At 48.8% G+C, this 20617-nt stretch carries 16 protein-coding genes; all 16 read right to left on the bottom strand.

The window, feature by feature from the left end; genetic code table 11:
• Positions 1 to 92: 92 nt before the first annotated feature.
• The 16 genes from AC0THY_RS06120 to AC0THY_RS06045 all read right to left on the bottom strand — a co-directional run bounded on the left by AC0THY_RS06120 (position 93) and on the right by AC0THY_RS06045 (position 20604).
• Positions 93 to 5303 (bottom strand): beta-L-arabinofuranosidase domain-containing protein, encoded by a 5211-nt coding sequence (locus AC0THY_RS06120; RefSeq protein ID WP_489993556.1) that lies wholly within the window; start codon positions 5301 to 5303, stop codon positions 93 to 95.
• Positions 5304 to 5427: 124 nt separating this feature from the next.
• Entirely contained in the window at positions 5428 to 11802 is a 6375-nt protein-coding gene (locus tag AC0THY_RS06115; RefSeq protein WP_489993555.1) for a beta-L-arabinofuranosidase domain-containing protein, read from the bottom strand.
• Positions 11803 to 11970: 168 nt separating this feature from the next.
• Positions 11971 to 12123 carry a hypothetical protein gene (locus AC0THY_RS06110; protein ID WP_215715779.1) on the bottom strand — a complete coding sequence of 51 codons (153 nt, stop codon included), beginning with the start codon at positions 12121 to 12123 and terminating at the stop codon, positions 11971 to 11973.
• A 72-nt stretch (positions 12124 to 12195) separates the two neighbouring features.
• Positions 12196 to 12369, bottom strand: coding sequence for an XkdX family protein (locus AC0THY_RS06105; RefSeq protein ID WP_178529815.1), 174 nt, complete (start codon positions 12367 to 12369; stop codon positions 12196 to 12198).
• A gap of 1 nt (position 12370) precedes the next feature.
• A complete protein-coding gene (locus AC0THY_RS06100; protein WP_489993554.1) occupies positions 12371 to 12535 on the bottom strand; it encodes a hypothetical protein in 165 nt (54 codons plus the stop codon).
• On the bottom strand, positions 12501 to 13568 hold the full coding sequence (locus AC0THY_RS06095; RefSeq protein WP_489993553.1) for an RNA-directed DNA polymerase: 1068 nt from the start codon (positions 13566 to 13568) through the stop codon (positions 12501 to 12503). Before AC0THY_RS06095 ends, AC0THY_RS06100 begins: the two co-directional genes overlap by 35 nt.
• 309 nt (positions 13569 to 13877) lie before the next feature.
• The gene (locus tag AC0THY_RS06090; protein ID WP_118561335.1) at positions 13878 to 14285 is read right to left on the bottom strand and encodes a four helix bundle protein; all 408 of its coding nucleotides are present in this window, start codon (positions 14283 to 14285) and stop codon (positions 13878 to 13880) included.
• A gap of 72 nt (positions 14286 to 14357) precedes the next feature.
• Complete coding sequence (locus AC0THY_RS06085; protein WP_489993552.1) at positions 14358 to 15575, bottom strand: DUF6273 domain-containing protein; 1218 nt, start codon at positions 15573 to 15575, stop codon at positions 14358 to 14360.
• Positions 15576 to 15579: 4 nt separating this feature from the next.
• Positions 15580 to 15786: a hypothetical protein gene (locus tag AC0THY_RS06080; protein WP_489993551.1), complete on the bottom strand. Its 207-nt coding sequence runs from the start codon at positions 15784 to 15786 to the stop codon at positions 15580 to 15582.
• Between the two features lie 12 nt (positions 15787 to 15798).
• On the bottom strand, positions 15799 to 16179 hold the full coding sequence (locus tag AC0THY_RS06075; RefSeq protein WP_489993550.1) for a phage tail-collar fiber domain-containing protein: 381 nt from the start codon (positions 16177 to 16179) through the stop codon (positions 15799 to 15801).
• 2 nt (positions 16180 to 16181) lie between these two features.
• Positions 16182 to 17420, bottom strand: a complete 1239-nt coding sequence (locus AC0THY_RS06070) for a hypothetical protein (RefSeq protein ID WP_489993549.1) — start codon at positions 17418 to 17420, stop codon at positions 16182 to 16184.
• A gap of 4 nt (positions 17421 to 17424) precedes the next feature.
• Positions 17425 to 18558, bottom strand: coding sequence for a baseplate J/gp47 family protein (locus tag AC0THY_RS06065; protein ID WP_178787605.1), 1134 nt, complete (start codon positions 18556 to 18558; stop codon positions 17425 to 17427).
• Positions 18555 to 18980: a DUF2634 domain-containing protein gene (locus AC0THY_RS06060; RefSeq protein WP_178787602.1), complete on the bottom strand. Its 426-nt coding sequence runs from the start codon at positions 18978 to 18980 to the stop codon at positions 18555 to 18557. The genes AC0THY_RS06065 and AC0THY_RS06060 overlap by 4 nt, the downstream gene beginning before the upstream one ends.
• On the bottom strand, positions 18980 to 19273 hold the full coding sequence (locus AC0THY_RS06055; protein WP_118561365.1) for a hypothetical protein: 294 nt from the start codon (positions 19271 to 19273) through the stop codon (positions 18980 to 18982). The genes AC0THY_RS06060 and AC0THY_RS06055 overlap by 1 nt, the downstream gene beginning before the upstream one ends.
• 5 nt (positions 19274 to 19278) lie before the next feature.
• Positions 19279 to 20031, bottom strand: coding sequence for a hypothetical protein (locus AC0THY_RS06050; protein ID WP_489993548.1), 753 nt, complete (start codon positions 20029 to 20031; stop codon positions 19279 to 19281).
• A gap of 12 nt (positions 20032 to 20043) precedes the next feature.
• The gene (locus AC0THY_RS06045; protein ID WP_489993547.1) at positions 20044 to 20604 is read right to left on the bottom strand and encodes a hypothetical protein; all 561 of its coding nucleotides are present in this window, start codon (positions 20602 to 20604) and stop codon (positions 20044 to 20046) included.
• Between the last annotated feature and the right edge of the window lie 13 nt (positions 20605 to 20617).

Here is a 20617-nt window from a genome sequence, read left to right as displayed (position 1 = left end):
ATTCCTCCTTTTTTTCTGACGGCCCGGGGCTTTCTCTTTCTCCCTCCCTCTGCCCCTGATTTGCCGGAGTTACCTGTTCTAAAATGCAGCGGTTACTTTATTTTTGCTGTCCTTGTATTGATTGTTTTCTTTGTCAGCATTTTTTTATATTTTTTCTTTACCGACTTTGGAACCTTCACCACTGCCCGGGGGTAGATCTTCAAAAATGCCCCTGTTCCAATTTTCTTTACGTTTTTCCCTGCAAATCGTATACTCTTCAGTTTTTTACATCCATAAAATGCTTTTTTGCCGATGGTCTTAATATTTTTGCCGATCACCAGTTTTGTCACCTTGGTATTTCCCTTCATTGCACTTGTCCTTATGCTGGTTACTTTGAAGGAAATTCCCTTGTATTTAATCGATGCCGGAATGGTCACAGAAGTTTTCTTTTTCTTCACACCTGCAAAAGAGGCTTCTCCGGTTTTTTGATTCTGTTTGGTGATCCGGTAGCGGTAATTTCCAACCGTCACTGTTTTGCCCACGTAGGATGGCACGGATGGTTCAGGCTTGGGTTCTGGTTTGGGCTCAGGCTTGGGTTCCGGTTTAGGTTCCGGCTTTGGCTCCGGTTTTGGTTCGGGCTCCGGTTCGGGTGTCTCTGCTTTCTCCAATCCCTCTTCGGCCTCATCCAGTACCGTGATTGCTGCAAGCACCTCATCCAGTGTGGCGGCTTCATCTGTGAGAACTTTCTTTCCGTCCTCAATCGCTGTCTCCAGCACGCCAAAGGTATCGGGAGTGTAGTCTGATGCCTGGTATGCTTCCGCCTTTGTGATTTTTTCCCGTAAGGTAGCTTTCGCTGCGGCAATCTCTTCCCTGTCATCCGGTTCAGGTTCCTGAACCTTTCCGTCTGTTCCGATCGTTCCGTCCATGAAGGCGTTGATCTCACGCTTGCCAAGTGCAGTATTCAGCATGATCAGATCATCAAGTGCTCCTTTATAGTAGGCATCCCAGGCGTTTACGCCAAAGTACAGCTTAGCGCCATTGTTTGTCATGATTCCCTTTGCCACATCTCCGCTGGATACCATCTGTCCGTTTACATACAGGCTTCCCGTCACTCGTCCGTCCTGGGAGCCGGCCTTGCTGGCGTCCACTACGATGGATACATACTGCCATTCCCCGCTGCGGTAGGCATTGGATGAATTTGTGGCTATATAGTCCCCGTTCTTTGACCAAAGCTTTGCGTCAAAGGTAGCGCTCAGCCAATATTCCGGGCTGAAGGTTCCTGCACAGAAAGTGGGGTCTACGTCCTTGCCAATATTTCCGGGCTTCATCCAGAAGGATACTGTATAGCTCTCGCCCAAATCCTTTGCACTGCCCATCAGAAGACCATAGGTGCCGTCCAGGCTCAGAGCCTTTCCAGACTTTTCGTTAGCCCCGTCCGTATAAGCAGGCGTTTTGTTTATTTCAGGAGGCACAGAATCCTTCTTAACGGTTTTGGCGTCATCCAGTGTCTCATCAAAGGAATAATATTTTATTATGTTCTTGCTGAAATCAATGTCTGAGGTATCCTGTTTTACCTGGATGGTAAAGGAATCCGCCAGTTCAAAGCTCTCCGCATATACTTCCACCCGGTAGCTTCCGCTGTAGCCGGTAAGTTCAATCTCCGCATCCTGTGCCTCCTCAAAGGCCTTTCCGTTTACTGCCACATATCCCTTGCTGTCTTCGATCTCGGCCTGAACGTTAAAGGTGTCCTTCGCGCTGTCCAGTTTCAGGGTATAGCTTCCGGACTGGAGGTCCACAGCCTGTCCTTCCACTTTGAGACTTTTCAGCTTGTTGGTATCCTGGTATCCTCTTACGCAGTAGGACCAATTGTACAGGCAGGCGGAAGCCTCTGTAGCGGTACCCTCAAACCGGAAACGAACCACATCGAAGCCCTCACTGTTTGGATACTTGGTGCCCATCACTGTTTCCGGTATTTCCACTCTCATCTGATAGTATTTCTTAAAGTCGCTGTCCGATAACAGTCCCTGCTCCGCTTCTTTAGCGCTGCTGTCCAAGGCAGAGCTTTCAAACAGCGTCACGCCGCCTGAGGACACCTTGAGGGGCTTACCGTCATCTTCCCTTCTCAGTGTCAGCATCAGGTAATTTTTCTCCTTGGCATCCACTTTGATCTCATACTCAAAGTATCCGCCGGCTGTTGCATAGCGGATGTGCTCTGTAGAGCTTCCCACATTTCCTGTGTTCGGGTCCAGACCCGGCTCATACTGACCATACCCTGCCTGAAGGCTGTCTATGGTAACCCGGTTTTTCCGGTTGACATCCTTTTCACTTATGATGGATGCCGAATCCTTGGCCCCTACATAGTAGGTCCAGTAAATTCCATAGTTGTCTGTGTACTGGCTATAGTGGGGTACAAAATCATAGGTGCAGTTTGCTCCCTGCAGGCGGAACACATTGCCCGCTGTGCGCACCATGTTTTTGTCGATATCCTTCATGTACGCCTCTACTGAGTCCGCTCCGTAGATGCTGATCCGGTCACTTGTAACCGCGCTGGTGGAAGGCTTGCGCACTGCCACACCGTGGGAGGTCTCTGTCTGCTTGCTTGGGTCATTTCCAAGCTTTGCGCTGAGCATCACGGGGCCGTACTTAAATGCATAGGTATTCACGCCATCGCCGTCCGGAAGGTTAAAGGCTGCAGTCTCCATAGGTGTCTGTACCTTTACGGTGTCGCCGCCTTTTACATTCACTGCAATGTATCCATGCTGCTTCACGGCATCTCCATAGGCTTCTCTGCCTTCAAAGTCAAAGTATACCGGGGCAGACACTTCTGTTTCATTAACCCAGACCTTCATGGTATTGCCCTGATCCGCTACCCAGTCCGGAATGCGCAGGGCCAGTTGTACTGCGGACTTCTGTGTGTTATCCAGAGCCTCTACCTTTATCACGGATTCCTCGGATTCAATGCGCTGGATGCCTGATGTCTGCACCAGCTTTACGTTCTTTTCTTCCCAGGTCACTTCAGAGCTCAGGTACTGGTTGACAATGACACTGTTATCCATCTGGAAGTAAATGCTGTCGTTCAGCTTGATAAAGTTCTCCATTCCGCTTCCGGTACAGCACCAGAAATCTGTGGTGGGTTTTCCGAACACTTTCTGGTATCCAGTGGCCATAGGCTGGAAATACATACTCATGCCAGTCTCCGGGTTCTGGGAGGACATAATAGCATTGATCAGAGTATTTTCATAGTAGTCGGCATATTTCTTATCCCCGGTGGCCCGGTAGAGATCCCGGGTGAGCTTGAGCATATTGTAAGTGTTGCAGGTCTCGCAGTTTACGTTGGTGCGCTCACCGTATAAGACATCGTCTGCACCGAAATGCTCGTTCTCGCTGTTTCCGCCCGTCAAATAGGTGTGATGGCTGACCACCATATCCCAGAACTTTTCGGCGTATTCCAGATAGACTCTCTCATCCTCCCCCAAAACCAGATAGCGCTTTATTGCACCGACAAATTTGGGGATGGTAGTGTTGGCGTGTTTGCCATTTAAAATGTTGCTTCCGCCGCTTTTTACCCGCTCAAACAAGCTGGTCTCGTCAAACTGCTCTGCAGCTTTGAGAATCTTACTGCTGTACTGACTGTATTCCCGGTTGTTTTCCACGCAGGCGTACAGTTCATATAACGCATCGTTCATTCCGCCATACTCCACATTCAGCACTCTCTGCTTTGTGGCGGCATCCCACTGGCTCGCACGGTTGTAAGTCCAGATTCCCAGATCCACGGCTGTCTTCAGCGCTGTCTCATTGCCCGCATATTTATAGAGATCCACCAGTCCGGCCAAGATCTTGTGTGTGGTGTACCAGGCCACCCAGTGGCCGCTGCTGGCTCCCTGACCGTCGTAATTGTTGAACTGGCTCTCCAATACATCAGGGTTGGGTATGGTAGCTCCGAAGATAAACCCTTCCTTGCAGCGGCTGCTTCCCTTTGTGAGTTCCTGGCACTCCCTCAGTCCGTCCGCGCAGGCATTTATTTTTGCCAGCAGGGCTGACTTTTGCTCCTGTGTGGCCTGGGGATTGGCATATGCCAGTGCGATCGCTGACATATAGTGCCCAATCGTGTGGCCTCCGATCAGGGTGTTTTCCCATCCGTCATACCTGGTCTGGTTCCGCATCAGCTCTTTTCTCTTTGCCTCGTCATAGCCAGCGGCATATCCGGCTGTCTCCCTGAAACCCGCAAGCAGGCGGTCTGTTTCCAGGCTCAGCAGGTAGTCCACCTCTTTGTTGTAGGAGTTTACATAGTAGTCATCAGTGATCTCCACGCTGGTATTTGGAAACTCCTTTATAGCTACATTGCTGTCTACCGAGTTCTCGGCAGGTACTCTGATTTCCAGTTCCTTTTTCACAAAGTACTGGCTGTCGGAAATCACAGCCGTTAAGGTCACCTTTTCTGCTCTGTCTCCTCTTGTCACCTCAGCCACTGAACCATTTACCTGAATCACATTCTCATTGGAGCTGGTCCACGCAATGGCTGTCTCACCAGTACCCTGGGGCAGCTCAAAGTTCCCCTTTGCAGTGCCCTCCACGGTTGCGGCTGTATATGCCTTGTACAGATTCTTATATTCCGGATTTGAAATTACTATGTAAGATACATTGATTGCCTTATTATTATCCCCCTGTGCGCGGAAGTTTACGGTCAAATCCTCACCATCTGAGAGGTTGATCTCCCTGCTTACGTTATTACCCGCTGCACATTCCCCAAAGTCCACCTGGGAATCCTTATCCAGGTTCAGGAAAATCGTAGGTTTTTTTGAACAATTCCATGGGTCAACACAGGCAAGCTCCACGTCATAGGTTCCCTTTGGCAGCTCAAAAGTATAGTCCAATTTACGGGTTTGACCAAAGGAACCGCTGCTTTCCCACTGGTTTTTGGTGTAACGGTTTGTGGCTGTCTTGGGAGAATCTACGGTGTATCCCCCGTTTTCCTGGGCCCAGGTCCAGTTTGTGCGAATCCCCTCTCCATTACTGGGGTTCAGGTTTGCCTCCGGCGGGGTCACGTCATAGTCATCGACAATTCCCCAAGTATATCCTGTACCGGTATCCTCCCCCCAGACCTGCTCCGTGACGCTCTGAAATTTGCCAAAGTCTTCTCCGGCAGGCGGTGTGGTCACGTCAAAATCCCCGCAGTCCACATTATAATATGGCCGGATTTCTTCATAGCTAACCTCTTTTTTTTCGGCCGCGTTTACCGTCAGGCTCCCCGCAGGAACAGAGGTAGCCAGAACAACGCCGGCTGTAAACAAAGCCGCTGCTCTTTTCCACAATTGTCTTTTCATACTTAACTCCTTTTCTTAGCCTGTTGATCCATACTATTATGAAAATACTGGCTTTCAACATCAACATGTATGCTGAAGCCAGTATTTTCCTGTCAGTTATTGTCTAGCAGCTTCACACTTCCACTTATTTTTTTACCTTCACCGCTCTGGATATCTTTCCTCCGCTGTAACCACCGCTCTTCTGTGTTACTATCTTGTAGTAATACTTCTTCCCTGCCTTGGCCTTCTTATCCGTATATGTGCGCTTGGCAGCCTTCAGAGAGGCGATCCTCATATAACCGCTATTTTTACTTGCAGAGCGATAAATGTAGTATTTCTTAGCACCCTTCACCTTAGACCAGGTGATGCGTACCTGTTTCCTGCCCAGTGCTTTTACCGTCACCTTCCTGGTATCTGCCGGTAATGTAATGCTAACCGCTTTGCTGTCCGCACTGTCTGTGTACTTGGCCGTATCCTTGGAAACTGCCTTTGCGTAGTAGCTTGCCTTCTTTCCGCTCACAGGTTTTGCATCGTATACAAAGGTTCCTGTGGTGGAGCCTACGAGCTTCACGCTGCTTCCTACCTTGCGGTATACCTCCACAGTCTGTCCTGCCTCAGCCCTGGATACTGTGATCTTTACCCTGCCGGCTTCCTTCTTGGAAATACTGCTCTTTACAGACTTCACCTCAGGTGCAGCCAGCTGTACCGGAGTCTCCGGCTTCTGGTTCTTCAGATCAGTCAGGGTTTTCTCTGCCTTTGCCAGATCCTCCGCGTTTCCTACCAGTGACTTCTGAGCATCCGTCAGGCTGTCATATGCTGCGCGGACTGCCTTGATGACATTCTCACTGTCCAGAGTGATGGTTCCCAGATTTCGGATCATGTTTTCCACCACACCTGCTGCCGCTGCATCCCCGGAAGTCATTCCGGCATAAGCCTGCTCAGCCTTTGTGAGTGTATCCAAATTTCCTACCATTGTTTTCTGAGACGGAGTCAGAGCATCGTACGCCTTGCGGGCTGCCTCAATGGCTTCCCCGGATTCCCGTCCCACAGTACCGATCTTGTTAATCAGAGCGGTCACACTGTCCGCTGCTTTTTTGTCAGCTCCCAGATCAGCAAAAGCTTTTTCCGCTGCCGTCAGGATATCCACGTTGCTCACCAGCGCCTTCTGCGCATCGGTAAGTTTTTCATATGCCCTGCGGGCCGCTTCTATGGCATCCTCAGACTCACTGTTCACTGAGCCGATTCTGCTGATCAGAACCATCACCTCATCGGCCTTATCCTTATCTGCTGCCTGCTGCTCAAGCTTTTTCAGTGTACTCTCTGCTGCTGTGAGGACATTCACATTGGTCACCAGCGCCTTCTGGGCAGAGGTGAGTCCTTCGTATGCCGCACGGGCTGTCTCCACCTTGGAGGCGTCTCGCAAAGTCACATTCTTCAATGCTCCAATGAGAGCGGATACCTCGTCAGCCGCAGCCTTATTTTCCAATCCTTCAATAGCCTTCTCCGCTGCTGTCAGAACATTTACATTTTTAACCAACTTTTTCTGTTCTCCAGTCAGTGCATCGTATGCTGCACGCACTGCCTGAATGACATTTCTGGAATCTGCGTCAATGGAGTCCAGTCCGGCGATCATATCTGCAACCACACCAGCCGCAGCCTCATCACCCGCTGTCATAGCTGCGTATGCCTGCTCCGCTGTGGTCAGTTTGTCCAGATTTTCCACCATGCCCTTCTGGGATGAGGTCAGTTGGTCAAATGCCTTTCTGGCTGCTTCGATTGCCTGCTTGGAATTATAAGTAACCTCACCGATCTTGCCGATCAGTTCTGCCACTTTGTTTGCACTTACCTTATCTGCTTCCAGCTTCTGAAGCGTCTTTTCTGCTATCTCCAGTACATCCAGGTTTGTCACAAGCGCCTTCTGCTCGTCGTTAAGTCCGTTGTAGGCTGTACGGGCTGCCTCAATGGCTGCCTTGGAATCCAGGCTAACAACGCCCACGCGGTCGATCAGCTGAATTGCCCACTCTACTGCGTGCTCCTCCTCCATCAGACGATCATACTCAGCCTCTGCGTCAGTCAGAGTCTTTGCGTTTGTCACTTTTGCCTGCTGTGCCTCGCTCAGCGCATCATACGCTGCGCGTGCCGCTTCTATCCTGGCCCGGCATGCCTCTGTGGCCTCCACGGTTCCGATGGCATTGATCTTCTCTATGGCTTCCTCAACCGCCCTGTCCGGGGCCTCTCCGCTTGCCTTGGTCCAGATCAGCATCTTGGTGCCGTTATTCTGTCCATAGATATCATTATCTCCCCGGTTGTTCCACGCATAGTAAGGTACTGCCTGGAGCTTTGCCGGAATGGTTTCTGAACCATTGTTATAGGTGACATCTCCCGTGATCTCCACAACACCCTTCAAAAGGGTTTCATTGTACTCTGCCTTCAGATCCGCATCTCTCGGGATCACAAAGTTGAGCGGGTTGAAATTGCTGATCTCACTGTTGAGCTGCGCATTGCCTGCCTTTTCCATACAGTAGACCACCGGGCCTCTCTCAAGGGCAATCCTGCCTGCGTTTGTGGTAACCTTTGGGTTTGCCTCTGTCTTTCTGATTTCCATGGGCAGATCAATGGCAATGACATCGCCCTTCTTCCAGTTTCTGCGGATCGCTACATAACCTTTTTCCGCTTTCTCCGTCACCGCTTCGCCGTTCACCTGAATGGTTACGTTTTTGTTCTTCTGCTCCTGTACCCATCCCGGAATACGGATTTTCATGGTAAATTCTTTTTCTGCTGCCGGATTGACCGTGAGCTTCACGTTTCCGTCCCATGGATAATTTGTTTCTTGCTTCAGATCCACCTGGGTTCCGTCCACATTTACCTTGCCGTCACTTCCGATATACATGTTTACAAACACATTGTCTTTATGAACCGTGTACATGTAACCGCTCAGTGCAGCAATGGTTCTCATAAGGTTTGGCGGGCAGCATGCGCATGCAAACCACTCGGAACGTCCGTTTCCATTGCCAACCTCAAGCAGTGAGCTGTAGAAGAACCGGTTGCCGTCCAGGTTTGTTCCCACCAAAATGGCATTGTACAGTGTTCGCTCTACAACGTCCGCGTATTTCGCGTCCTCATGTACCAGATTCATCCTCTGGTTCCAGTTTGCCAATGCAATTGCCGCACAGGTCTCACAGTAAGAGTTGTTGTTTGGCAGCTCATAGTCATTGCCGAAGTCCTCGCCATGTGTCCTTACGCCAATACCTCCGGTGATGTAGGTTTTTCTGTTGGCCACAGAGTCCCAGATAGCATCCAGGGATTTCAGGTATGCTGCCTTATCCTCATCGCCGTCCTCCAGCAGGGTGGCGATATCCGTCACGCCTGCGTAAAAATAGTTGGCACGCACGGCATGGCCTACGCCGTTTGTCTCATTGACAAAGGGTCTTGCATCCTGGGAGTAATCGTTGCCTCTATAACCACTCTCTCTCAGGGATGAGCTCTCGCCTCGCCGGTCGATGAGAAGCTTTGCAGTGTCAAAATATTTCTGACCGCTTCCCTCCCCCTCGTACTCCTCAGCCAGCTTTCCAAACTTCACAAGCGCCAGCTCAACCTCTTCATGTCCCGGTACCTCATGGCGTTTACCATTTGGTCCAAACAGATTAACAATCAGATCTGCAAAGCGTTTGCCTGTCACATAGAGCCGGTAGTCCGGATCATTGATGCCTTCCCGGTAACGGGTGTAGGCAACCACAGACTCCAGGAAATGGCCTGCATTGTAAAGTTCATGGTTTGACATATTTCTAAAGCGGTGGGTCCCCTGGGAGCCTCCTCCCGGATTTGTTTTGCTTCTCAGCGTAAAGAAGGTGTCGATATATCCATCTGCATACTGAACCTTGCCTATTTTTTCAATCCACTCATTCAGCTTTTTCTCCAGAGTGGCTCTCTGTGCAGACATCTCCTCACTGTTGTCGTTCTGGGTTGCGGAAAGTGTGTAGGAAATTGCCTCGATACTCTTATAAATATCGGAATCCTGGAACACATAGCCTGAAAAAGCGTTGTACGGCTGTCCGTTCAGCTTCTTGATCGCATTGTCAAAATTGGGTTCTCCTCCGGAGGACTTGCTGATCTCCAGAATCGCCTTGTTCAGAGAGTTCAATGCATTTACCTTCTGCTTCGGTGACCAGAAGATATCGTTTAGCTGGACATTTTCAAAGGTGACGGTGCTGTTTGCCACTGCGGTTACCGCTGGTTCCTTCACCGTGATGTCCGCAAACGCGTCTAGACTCAGATCCCCATACTGAACTTTTCCTTTTACGGTAAACGTCTTGCCCACCTGATCTGCCCCGTAGCTTGCAGGGTCCACGTTTTCCCATGTGACAGCCATCAGCTTGGAATCAAAAGTCTCGGCAAAGTCAAAATCCGGCTTTGTGGTACTCTTCAGAGAGGGTGTGGGATCATCAAAGGAAATCCCGTTTACCACTACTGTTTCCGGAAGTATGGGGGCCTTGCCTGCCGCCGTGGTGGTGACATACCGGTCAATGCTCTCAACACCTTCCACACGTACAGAGAATTCTCTTTCCTTGGTGAGCTGTCCGTCTGAGACTGTAAGCTTCAGTGTGCCGGTACCAATCTTCAAACCCTTTACAGAAACGGTAGGTTCATCCGTCCTGCCCTGAATCTGTATCTTATCCTGATCCTCCTGAGAAATAGACCAAGCGTAGGTTACCTTATCGCCCACCTCGGCAGGTGATGTGGAACCGGTATAGACTGCCGTTTCCTCCTCCGCAATCTTGTCCTTACCTGTAATCTTGGCGCCAAAAAGCTCGTCGGTGATTCTCTGTCCAAATACTTCCCATTCCCCAATTCCTACGCCATTGCTGCCCCTGCCATTTCGGTCAATCAAAAGACGAAGTTTGGTGGTTCTCACCGCTTTATTGAACTGCACGCCGTTCCAGTAGCGGTTGTTTGCGTTGATACCGCCGCTGTTACCATTAAATTTAACACCTACAGATGAGACATTCTCATTGTCCTCGTTCGACATATCCGTTATGTCTATCCACTCTCCGGTAGCATTGTCCAAATACTGAGCAAAACAGCTCTTTGGGAAGGTAACATTTCCGTTTGCTGTTAGTGTTGCATTATCTGCCCAATACATAACCTGCATGCTTTCCAGAAGATAGGGATCTTCCCATTCTAAGGTAACCCAAGTAGGATAGGCGTTGGGATTGTTCCAGGTATTCCAGGATGTTCCCGCATCTCCGGTGGCCAGCTTACCATTGTTCACATTGGTTACCGGTGTATTTTCATACTGGGCATCCGGTTTTGCTATGCGGGCAATATTCTGTCCTTGCCCAATCGAAACGCCCACCACTTTTCCAAAAACTTCCCACTCGCCAATGCCTATGCCGGCTGTATCTGCAGAGCCCTCAGCACGGTAAACGGTCAGGCGCAGCTGTTTCGTTCTAAAAGGTTTTCTGAAAGCCACGCCATTCCAGTAGCGGTTGTTATCGTAAACCCCACCATCTTTCTCTGTGTACTTCACGCCAACCTTGCTTACACTTTCCTTGCTTTCATTCACCATATCGGTGACATCCACCCATTTTTCCGTCTTCTCGTCTAAATAGGAAACCGTACAGTTTTTGGGGAACTTGACATCGCTGCCGTCCGACCACCACATAACCTGCATACTGTTGACTTCCTGAAGCTTCTCCCATTTCAAGTCCACATTTACCGGATCTGGTGTGAAGCCTGAAGAGTTCCAATTAATATCTTGACCCTCGGCCAGTTTGCCATCATTGATTTTAACTTCATTCGGATCAGCATCGGAATCATGTCCAGTGAACACGGTTGCATTCAGCGCAATATTTTCTCCAACGCCAATTTCATCCGGTACCTTTGTGCCAAATGCTTCCCACTCGCTGATGCCCACACCGTTTCTGCCGCTTCCACTGCGCTCTATATACATGCGCAGGCCTTTGGTGGTAATGCTTTCAGGGAATTTTACCGTATTCCACAGTTTATTATTGCCGTTGATTCCGTTGTTGGAGCTTGAATCATACTCTACTCCCACATCTGAGATCTTTTGCCATACGCCGTTTTTGTCCAGATACTCCACATAGCAGCTCTTTGGAAAGGTTACATTGTCATTTGATGTAATAACAGCATTGTCCGCCCACCACATGACGCGCATAGCTGTCAGCTCATACTCCTGTTCCCAGCTCAGACTTACTTCTATCGGATATATATCATCATCATTGTCAATCCAACTGTTCCAGCTGGTTTCCGGTGCCTCTGTGGCAAATTGCCCATCATTCATTGCATCCGGTGAAACGCCATGAATATTCGTATAACTTGCCCCCGCCTTAGCTGCCCTGGCAACATTTTCTCCCAGTTCCTCCTCGGAAGCCGCTGCCACCGCAGGCTCTTCCCGGACAACCATTTCCGGTCCATTGTCCGCAGCCTGCAGTGCAGTTGCCGGCAATACTGAAAAAACCATAGCCATACTCAACGCCAGTGCCAATATCTTTTTCACCATACCTAAAACCTCCTTCTAAAATCCCCATAATGTCTGTAGCTGCTCAAAATTTTTGTCACAGATTCTCAAAATCGTTGTCAAAAACTTTTCGGAAATAGTTCCCGGAAAACAGACTCAAAAAGAGGGCTTTCGCCCTCTCATTTTTTGACACATTCGATGAGAATAACGTTACTCATCATCATCGAATTTGACCCTTGCATCTATGCTGTGAAATTCAATTTTATTCCTTTTCAGGTACCGCTCTATCAAGCGGCTGATGTCATTCAGAATCGCACTTGATTCCGGGACGTTTAGCCTTATCTTAATCTCAATACGTCTCAAGGCTGCCTCCTTTATAAAAGCCTGCCAAAGTCATCCGGTCGGTGTGTCCGGATACCGTGGCAGGCATTTTCACTATTTTGTATAAGCCTCTCCTGTAATTTCCTCGAACTCATCCGCTGTGATAGCTTTCTTCACTACCGCGTTCTTGAGCATCTTGGCATTCCAAAAGCCGTGATCATAATATCCTTTGTACTTTTCAAAGTTTCTGCTGTGTTCCGTCTGTTTCTGTGGTTTCTGTGTTGTCATACTATTGTACCTCGCTTTCTTCCATGCCTGCATCCTGAGTCGGGAGCTCAACATCCGTCATCAGAGCGATATAGTCAATGATGGCTGCCTGTTCTGCGATGGTGGCTCTCATGTTCTCTTTTTCGCGTTCTTCATAAACGCTTGTTTTGATCTGTCGATATTCCATCTTGATTCCTCCATAATTCCTTATAATATGCCTCCATCCGTCTCAAAAGTTGGTAGGAGGTTCCTTTTGCTGCGTGGTCTTTCCATCCGTTGAAGCATTCATCAACTTTAGCCTTTGATGACTCGCCTTTCTTAGCTTTAGCCACTAGCCTGTATAATTTCTTGCGTTCCTGCTTCACATTTGCCGGATTCAGTCTCATGATTATCTTCCCGGTCTCTGTCAGCCTGTAATAGAAACCAAGGAAGAGGATTTCTTCTGTTATCGGTATCACTTTTGTCTTTTTAGGGTTCGGTTCAAAGCCATATTCAGCCAATTTCTCGATCACCTTGTCTTTGCAGTATTCAAGGTACTCAAGGTCTTCGTGTATCAGCAGAAAATCATCCATGTATCTCAGATATCTCTTGATTCCGAGCTGTTCCTTGATGAAATGATCTAATTCATCAAGTACGGAGATTCCTGCTATCTGTATCATCTGACTTCCCGGATTATATCCGACATCGCCCTCATACTGATCTTCCAGTACTGCCTCCGCTCGCTTGTAGATGTCCGGCTCAAGGTGTTTCTTGAACTTGTCCTTTGCGACCTGATGCTTCATGTTGGGATAATATCCATGTACATCCACCTGCAAGACTCCGCCTGCCCGTCCGTACTTCCTGTAATGTCGATGTAGGAACTCATCAAGCACCGCCCTTGCATAGTCCGTGCCCTTGTCTTTCTGACAGGCACAATTATGTTGGATGAAGCTCTTGGTCATTGCCGGATAGATGGCATTATCATTGAGACTCCGCTGATATACTCGGTCTCTGAAGCATATACTCACGATATCCCTCGGCTTAGGGTATGTCACTCTGAACTTCGTTGTCTGCCTTGCTTTATATGTCCCTGTTTTGAGCTGTTTTTCAAGCTTCAGGGTCTCTTCCAGTCCATTGAGGACGTAGTGGGCGGCTGACCCCTTCCACATAACGCCTTTCTTACATTTCTGCATGGACTCAAACAAGGCTTCAAACCCTATGATATCCTCTTCATTATTCAATTCATTTCCATGATGTTGATAGCGCACACCTCCCGATCAGGGCGGTGATTACATCATCATAGTATTGTTTTGCCTATTGGCAGGGAACTCGGCTCCTTGTGTTAGATTGGTCGGACTCCATCTCTGTGAGATAGTTTGTATGTCCTTAATACCACACAATCCGGGGCGCAGCGAAGCGCGTTGACTGCGTTGTTGTTGTTGACGTTGCCCGAGCTGTTCACATTCCACGTATTGCACGCGTTGTCACGATTAGCCGAGCGCAAGCGCACGTTCTGCGTTACAGCCTACATCCCTATGGTAAAGCTCCGGCTATTTGCCGTAGCGTTTACTATCTGCATCTCTCCAACTTCTCAGATATCCTCTCACATCAATGGTCTTCTCGCTCCAATATTTCACTCGCTTTGATTTCAAGTGAAAGATCGTCTTTGCAAGCTGTATCAGTGCAAGAAGATTGTTACAGTTCCGGGCAGCTCTCTCCTGAAGGGCTTTTCTCATCTTCCAGTCATCCGCAGACTTTACTAGAATGTTGTTGGCTGTCCATGCATCAATGTAGATGTCTTTTGCTGTCCTGATGATATCATCGGTCAGGGAGCTTCTGTATTCCGGTAGGAATATCTTCTGATTGTTTGTTATCCTGATAGTGTACGTTGCCAAGTCCAAGGCTCTCACTATGACTTCAAGTTTGCTTTGGCTTCTCTCGCCTTCTGCTACTGCCACACCATGTCCTCCTTCTCTTTTTGGTCTATCCCCTGCATCCGTGGGTGCAGGGGATGATACATGATGCCGCGATTAGCAGATAACACAAACCGGGGCGCAGCGAAGCGCGAAGACTGCGCCGCTGCCGTAGACGCCGCCCGAGCTGTACACACCCCACGTATCGCACGCGCCGTCACGACGAGCCGAGCGCAAGCGCACGGCCTGCGCTGATGTGTGGCTCTCAATCGCATAGGTTCTGATCTGAGGATATGTCTGCCACTGTTGCATCTTTGTTGACATCCCGGACGCTCTCTTCCAATATTCCCAAACATCGCCTTCTCCGGCAAGCTGAGGGGTAATGTACATCTGTTCCAAGGATGGAAGGAAGAATGTGTCATATGTGACCTCTGTTTCCCCGTCTGCCTTGTCAGATACTGTATTAAGGGCAGTCACTACCTTGATCGGCTGAATGCAGTCAAGGAACTCTTTCTCAAAGCCGCTCATAAAGCCTGCTTTTGTTGCGTGCTGTTCCGGTACGCGATCAAACTTATTCTGAGATGTCCACCACTGTCCGGCAGGCTTGTCAGAGTTGAGCCACTGTCTCATAGCACTCTGTGACCACCTGTTATATCCATAGCTCAGGCGGTGAAGACTGTTAAGAGAGCCATCTCCTGCCGGAGTAAATGTACCGAGGGATGTTCCTGCGGAGCCTGCTGTTACGCTCACGGTCTCGATTGCTTCCGTGGATGCTCCGTCCCTGTAGGAGCTGACTCTCCACTCTGCCGGGGTCTTGTCAGGCATTCCCCAAAATCCTACGAGCATACCGCCCTGTGGTACAGGCTTGGTGAGTACAAACTGATATTTCTCGCCAGTTTTGCAGTTATTTCCCCAGTTAGCTCCAACCGTGATGTTGTAGGTTCCTGCCGGGAGTTCTGCTTCACTCGCTGTATAGAATGCCTCGTTGTTGTCAAACTGTACACCGAATGGAGTCGCATAATGCCACTGGATAAACATACCCGGAACCTCTTCGCCATCCTTCAAAGTTACATTTCCGAAGTGGACGATATCTCCCACTGCTTCATATTTCTGTCCGGTAGTCACATCTGTCCACGGCACCACGATCTGATCACCGATGTTGTACACTTCAGATGCTTTGCCTGCCTGCACGATCTTCCTGATCTCAGCCATGCTCGTTGTACCTTCCATTGCTGCTCCTGCCATAAGGTTCAGAAGCATATTCTGTGTGTGGAGTTTCTCCACGATTTCCTTGCCCGTTGAATCTAATAACATCGGCTCTGTAATTTTGCTCATCTTCTTAGTCCTCTCTTTCATATGTTACACACAGCTTGCCATCAACCACGCTGAAGCCTTCATCATCTTTCTGATCTTTCAGGTACTGGTCATTGTCAAGAAGCTGTTGATGTCTCTTGTTCCATTCAGAATAGTGTCCCGGAGTAGTTCTCTCCATTGCTTCCATCTCTGTGTTGAATGTAGGGTTTCTCGATGCGTTCAATTTTGCCATCTTCTACACCTCCTAGTAATTATCCTCAATGGTGAATGTCACTTCCGTCTCATCCTTGCCTTTTGCCAAGAAGTTTGAGAACGCAGCCGCATCGCCATCCTCATCAATCAGAGCCATCTCGCTGATTTCTACACCGATAAGCTCATTCTCTTCGAGTTTAATCACATACTCATAGCTCGTCTCTGACACCTTTGTAGATGACGTGTATGGTTTTCTGATCACCTCATGTTTAAGTCTTACGTTCTCAGGAAGAGGCTCGATCACCTTGCGGTTTGCATCCACTCCGCCACTTCCAAGGGCGATGTGGGTGATCTTCGCGATCTTTCCTGTAGTATGGCTCGCTTCAGCCATCTTTTTTCTACGAATCTTTGTGATAACGCTTTTTGTTGCCATTTCTACATTACCTCCGTTTTTTGATATGCGTCTATGATCTTGGAACCATCAAGGCTCCATGTACCGTCAAGGAAGAAGAGGTTGTGTTCTTCGTGCCATGTGACGGTCAGATTCTCTTTGTTGTGTACTGCCGTTTTATAGGACTGTTTTGTCGGATACTCTACTCTCTGAGAATCCATCACTCTCGACCCTGTGAGATTCCACAGTCCATTGAGTTTCAGGTACTCAAAGAAGTCTATCGTGAGCCTGTACGCCACATTCTCCCGACTTATTTCATATCTGTTGCTGACACTACGCGCCCTGTACTGCTGTTTTATCCGGATATTTTGCTCATGCTCCACCCGGTACCCAGTGCCCCACCGGATATCCCCGTTGTATATTAAGGCATCCAGTGTGTGGCTGCCATCAAGCTGCCATTTCCCATCCGTCTTCAGATAGAAGCCCTCGAAGTAATTTGCATACGCCCGGAACCCCATCTTTGCACTCACTGTTGTGATCAGTGTATGCTTGTTCCGGAAGGATGCCATTGACAGTCCTGCGGAATGCTGCTCGTATCTGCTCCGGTACAGGTATCCGATTCGTGTAGGATAACCATGTACCACTGCATCAAGGAGATGGCTGCCATCAAGTTGCCATTTTCCATCAAGTTTCAGATAATCATAGAAGTAGATAAACTTCTTATAGTCCACTCTTTGGAATGCCCCCGTGTGAGGCTCTTTGACTTCCGTCTTGTATTCCATATAGTAGTTGTCTTTGGCTTCAACCTCTTTCCATTGCCGGACAGTCTTTCTCAGGATACTAAAGGCGATCGGATGCTCTTCATCCACGTTCATGACAATGATCAGGTAGAACTCCGCCCACCTCGTTGCATCACCTTTGAAGTCCCTTGCACTTCGGATGACCGGGTTGGTGTATCCGAGAGCTTTTACCGCGAGGATAATGCCCTCATTCAGTCCTCCAAGTTGACACACTTCCTCATACATTGCTATTCGTGATCGGAAGTTATCCGGTGATTCCCCGGTGTATCTGCTCAGGTTTCGGTCTGCTGCGTGTACCGGGAGCATCTCATCGCTACAGGTTGCAACCATGCCTTCATCCCTTGCCCGGAGAAGGTCTTCTTTGCATTCATCAAGCCTTTTCCCGAACACTTTGCACAGGGTGTACCAGTGATTCAGGGTTTTCTTGATCTTCTTAAAAGGAGAGGTGAAGAGGTACCACATATATTCAATAAAGCTTTCCATCTTATCACTCTCCCTTTACATTTTTAACCTCCACGGTGATGTTCCCTGCCATGATCACCTTATCTCCACTGAGTTCCATATCTTCTGTTGGGGCTTTGAACACCGTCTTCCTGTAGTTCTCAATCTCACACAAAGCACTGATGATACTGTCCTTGTACAGGGTATTCATCTCATCTCTCGGCAGTTTCATGACGTTGGTGATGATGTTCTGTGCTTTCTCTTTTACTCCATCTGTTGAAGCATATTGTGCAAGGTATATGATCACATTGATGTCCTGCACCACCACCTCACTCGATCGGACAAGATAGTCCGCATACTGTCCCTTCAGAGGTTCGACTGCCTCCTCAACTTTTGCTGTCAGCTCCGGTGATGCTTCCCCGGCAGAGCTCGTGATGATGATATCAACGGTACCCTGACCTCTTGGATGCTGTGCGTCCACTCTTGCATCCAGTACACCCGGCACTGACCTTGCAGCGTTTCTGAGTTTTTCTTCAATCGTTCTTGTCGCAAGCTCCGCCCAACTACTTGTGCATCGGCTTCTCAGGTCTTCGTAGTCTTCCACGTCAGCTCCTTCCCTGATCAGCCACTCTTTTTCATTGGTTACATAGTCCATTCCATCAATATGTATCATGGATATAGTTATCTTACCCGGTGCTACATTGTAGTAGGTTCCCGGTTCTTCCGCTTCCACAAGCACCTTCCCGGTCTGAGCTCCGGCATCTATGACCGTATCTTCCACAGCGTAAAACTTCAGCTCGTTGCCTGATGCATCCGGCTCTGTCTTGAAGCAATGCCCTTTTGTTACCTGTACGGCATTGTCATATTCTGCCCGGTACACTGTCACATAGCCTCTCGCTTTCACAGCCTCCTTCAGGCTCTTGGAGAAGTCTGCCGCTTTGATCTCAAGCCAATCTCCTTGTGCATGGAGGATGAAGCAGGAGTTCAAGATCGTCCTTGCAAGCTGTTTCAGTTCGATGAACAGGGTCACGAACATCCGGATGATATGATAGAACACTCCGCCTTTTTTGAAGTTCGTGATCGGGAAGTCCGCCTCCGCAAGCTCTGCTTCTATGTTTTCCATTTCCTCTTCCTCGTCAGGAATCGGTATGATCTTCTCCATGATGTCCTCATCTATCATTCTACTATCACCTCCACTCCGTCACTTTCGATGCTTATACCGTACACCGTGTTGCTGTCATTTCTTTTGAATGTCACCCGGGCTTTGTAGCTGTGCCCCTCAAAGCTCACATCAATGTTGATGCTTGCCGCATCAATGTAGCTGCGTTTTGACATCTTCGACCTTATCCTCTGCTGTATCTCAAGCTTTGTGAACTCATCGAACTCTTCCTGACCAAAGTCGAGCATACCGAAGCCATAGCTTCCGTTTCCCTCCTCATCCTCGTAGAAGAGTTCTCCTTCCTCCGTGAGAGCTTCGTTCTTCAGGTCTTGGAGCCAACACATATCATCTTCAGCAAGTTCTGACTGACCATCTGTCCCGGCTGTAGGCTGACCATCTGCATCAAGCATGAGGTCAACATCCTCTTCTGTCACCATCTGCATCAGTCACACCTCCCCACGATATACGGGTCACATTCTCCGTATAGTAGCATCACAACCACGATGTCTCCGGATTCCACAGGAACCTTCGTGGATACCATTGGAACCTCCGGGAATCGTGTGTCTGTCTGCTTGTTTTTGTCAAGAATCTTGAGAGTAACGGTGTAGACATCTTCTTTCTTGGAAGCCTTCACCACCCTCGCATAAATACACGGAGGATATCTCATGTGTGGATAGTTTGTCTTGATCTGATCATCAAGCTCCTGTTTCACAAAGTTCTTCATCATATCCGACACGTCAATCACCTCCAATAGATATACATATGTACAGCCCCCGAGTCATCGCTCCGAACGATCGTCTTCTCAACAACCACGGTACCGCTGTACTTACTGTGTTCCACGATAACCTCCTGACTATGGTGTATCCACGGGATGGCTATTGTCTCAGCTTCCCACATATCGCCATACTTATTCAGTGAGATGATCGTCTCGTCCTCTTCGAGGACATATACTTCTTTTTGTTCCTTCTTGGTTCCCCAGTGAAATATCTTCTCTTGGAAGAAGAATGGGTTGCTTATCCCCCATGAGCTATTGATCTCTGCTATTGCAGCCGTTCCGCTCTTCTCCTCTATTGAGTAGACTTTTTTCTTGCCGTACACCTCATCCGTCAGCTCGTAAGCTGTTATTCCTGCCCGTGTCAGGATGTACCGGATGATATCCTGTGGTGTGCAGTCAATGAACGTCCCCTTCACAGTTGCCCTTTCCAGTTTCATCATGTCATCCTTGATCATGATTTCCTTCCAGTAGTCACTTCCGTTGCACCGGACATATCCATCTATCAGCGTATCGAAGTCATCCTCATATCCAAGTTCCACCTGAGCCTCATCCATGTCTTTGAACTGTATTAGTCCCTGAAGCCTCGGTGACAGTTCCACCCGGCACCAATCAATATGAGACTCGCGGCTTGAGAAGCACTCCACCTCTACCCCGTCCTTGATCTCATACTCTCCGACTGTCACCCTAAATTCCGGGGATATCAATTTCTTCTCTCCCAAGCCACTCACCTCCTACCTCTTTTTGGTTATCTTCCTAGCCCTTTTCTTAGCTCTGTTTGTGCTCCGGCTATCCCTTGCAGGGCTCTTTGTCTTACTCTTTTTACTCTTGCCTTTCTTTGACTTGGTGCTCTTCTTTTTCTTGGTGCTCTTCTTTTTCTTGATTACTTTGACCGTGCCAATGTTCGGAGCCCACAGCTCTAAGGTGGCGATTCTCTTACTTTCTGAGATCACTTTCTTGGATGTCAGGGTCTTGAAATACACTTGCGTGATTCCTCTTGCAGCACAGTCATCGTTGACGATCGGAAGGAGCTTCGGCTTGTCCTGCCCGTTCCCCTTAAAGAGATTCTGCATATCCCTAAGCTGTGCAAGCGTGGAGTATCCGCTCATGTCTTCAAGCAGGATATCAATGTTCACCTTGCCATTTTCATATCCCACAGGTTGGGACTTCTTATACCGCCCCTTTTCATCCTGTGCCACATATACGCTTCCGGCTTCCGTGATCTCCACGCTCGTGACTTCTCCTCCGAGCATCACATTCCCAAGCTTTGCTACCTTGTCTCTTACATAAAGCACCTTGTTTCACCTC

It is taken from the genome of Ruminococcus sp. 8Y-12 (assembly GCF_058119865.1).
Note: the sequence above shows the minus strand (reverse complement) of the source record. Positions and strands in the feature narration are given on the sequence as shown.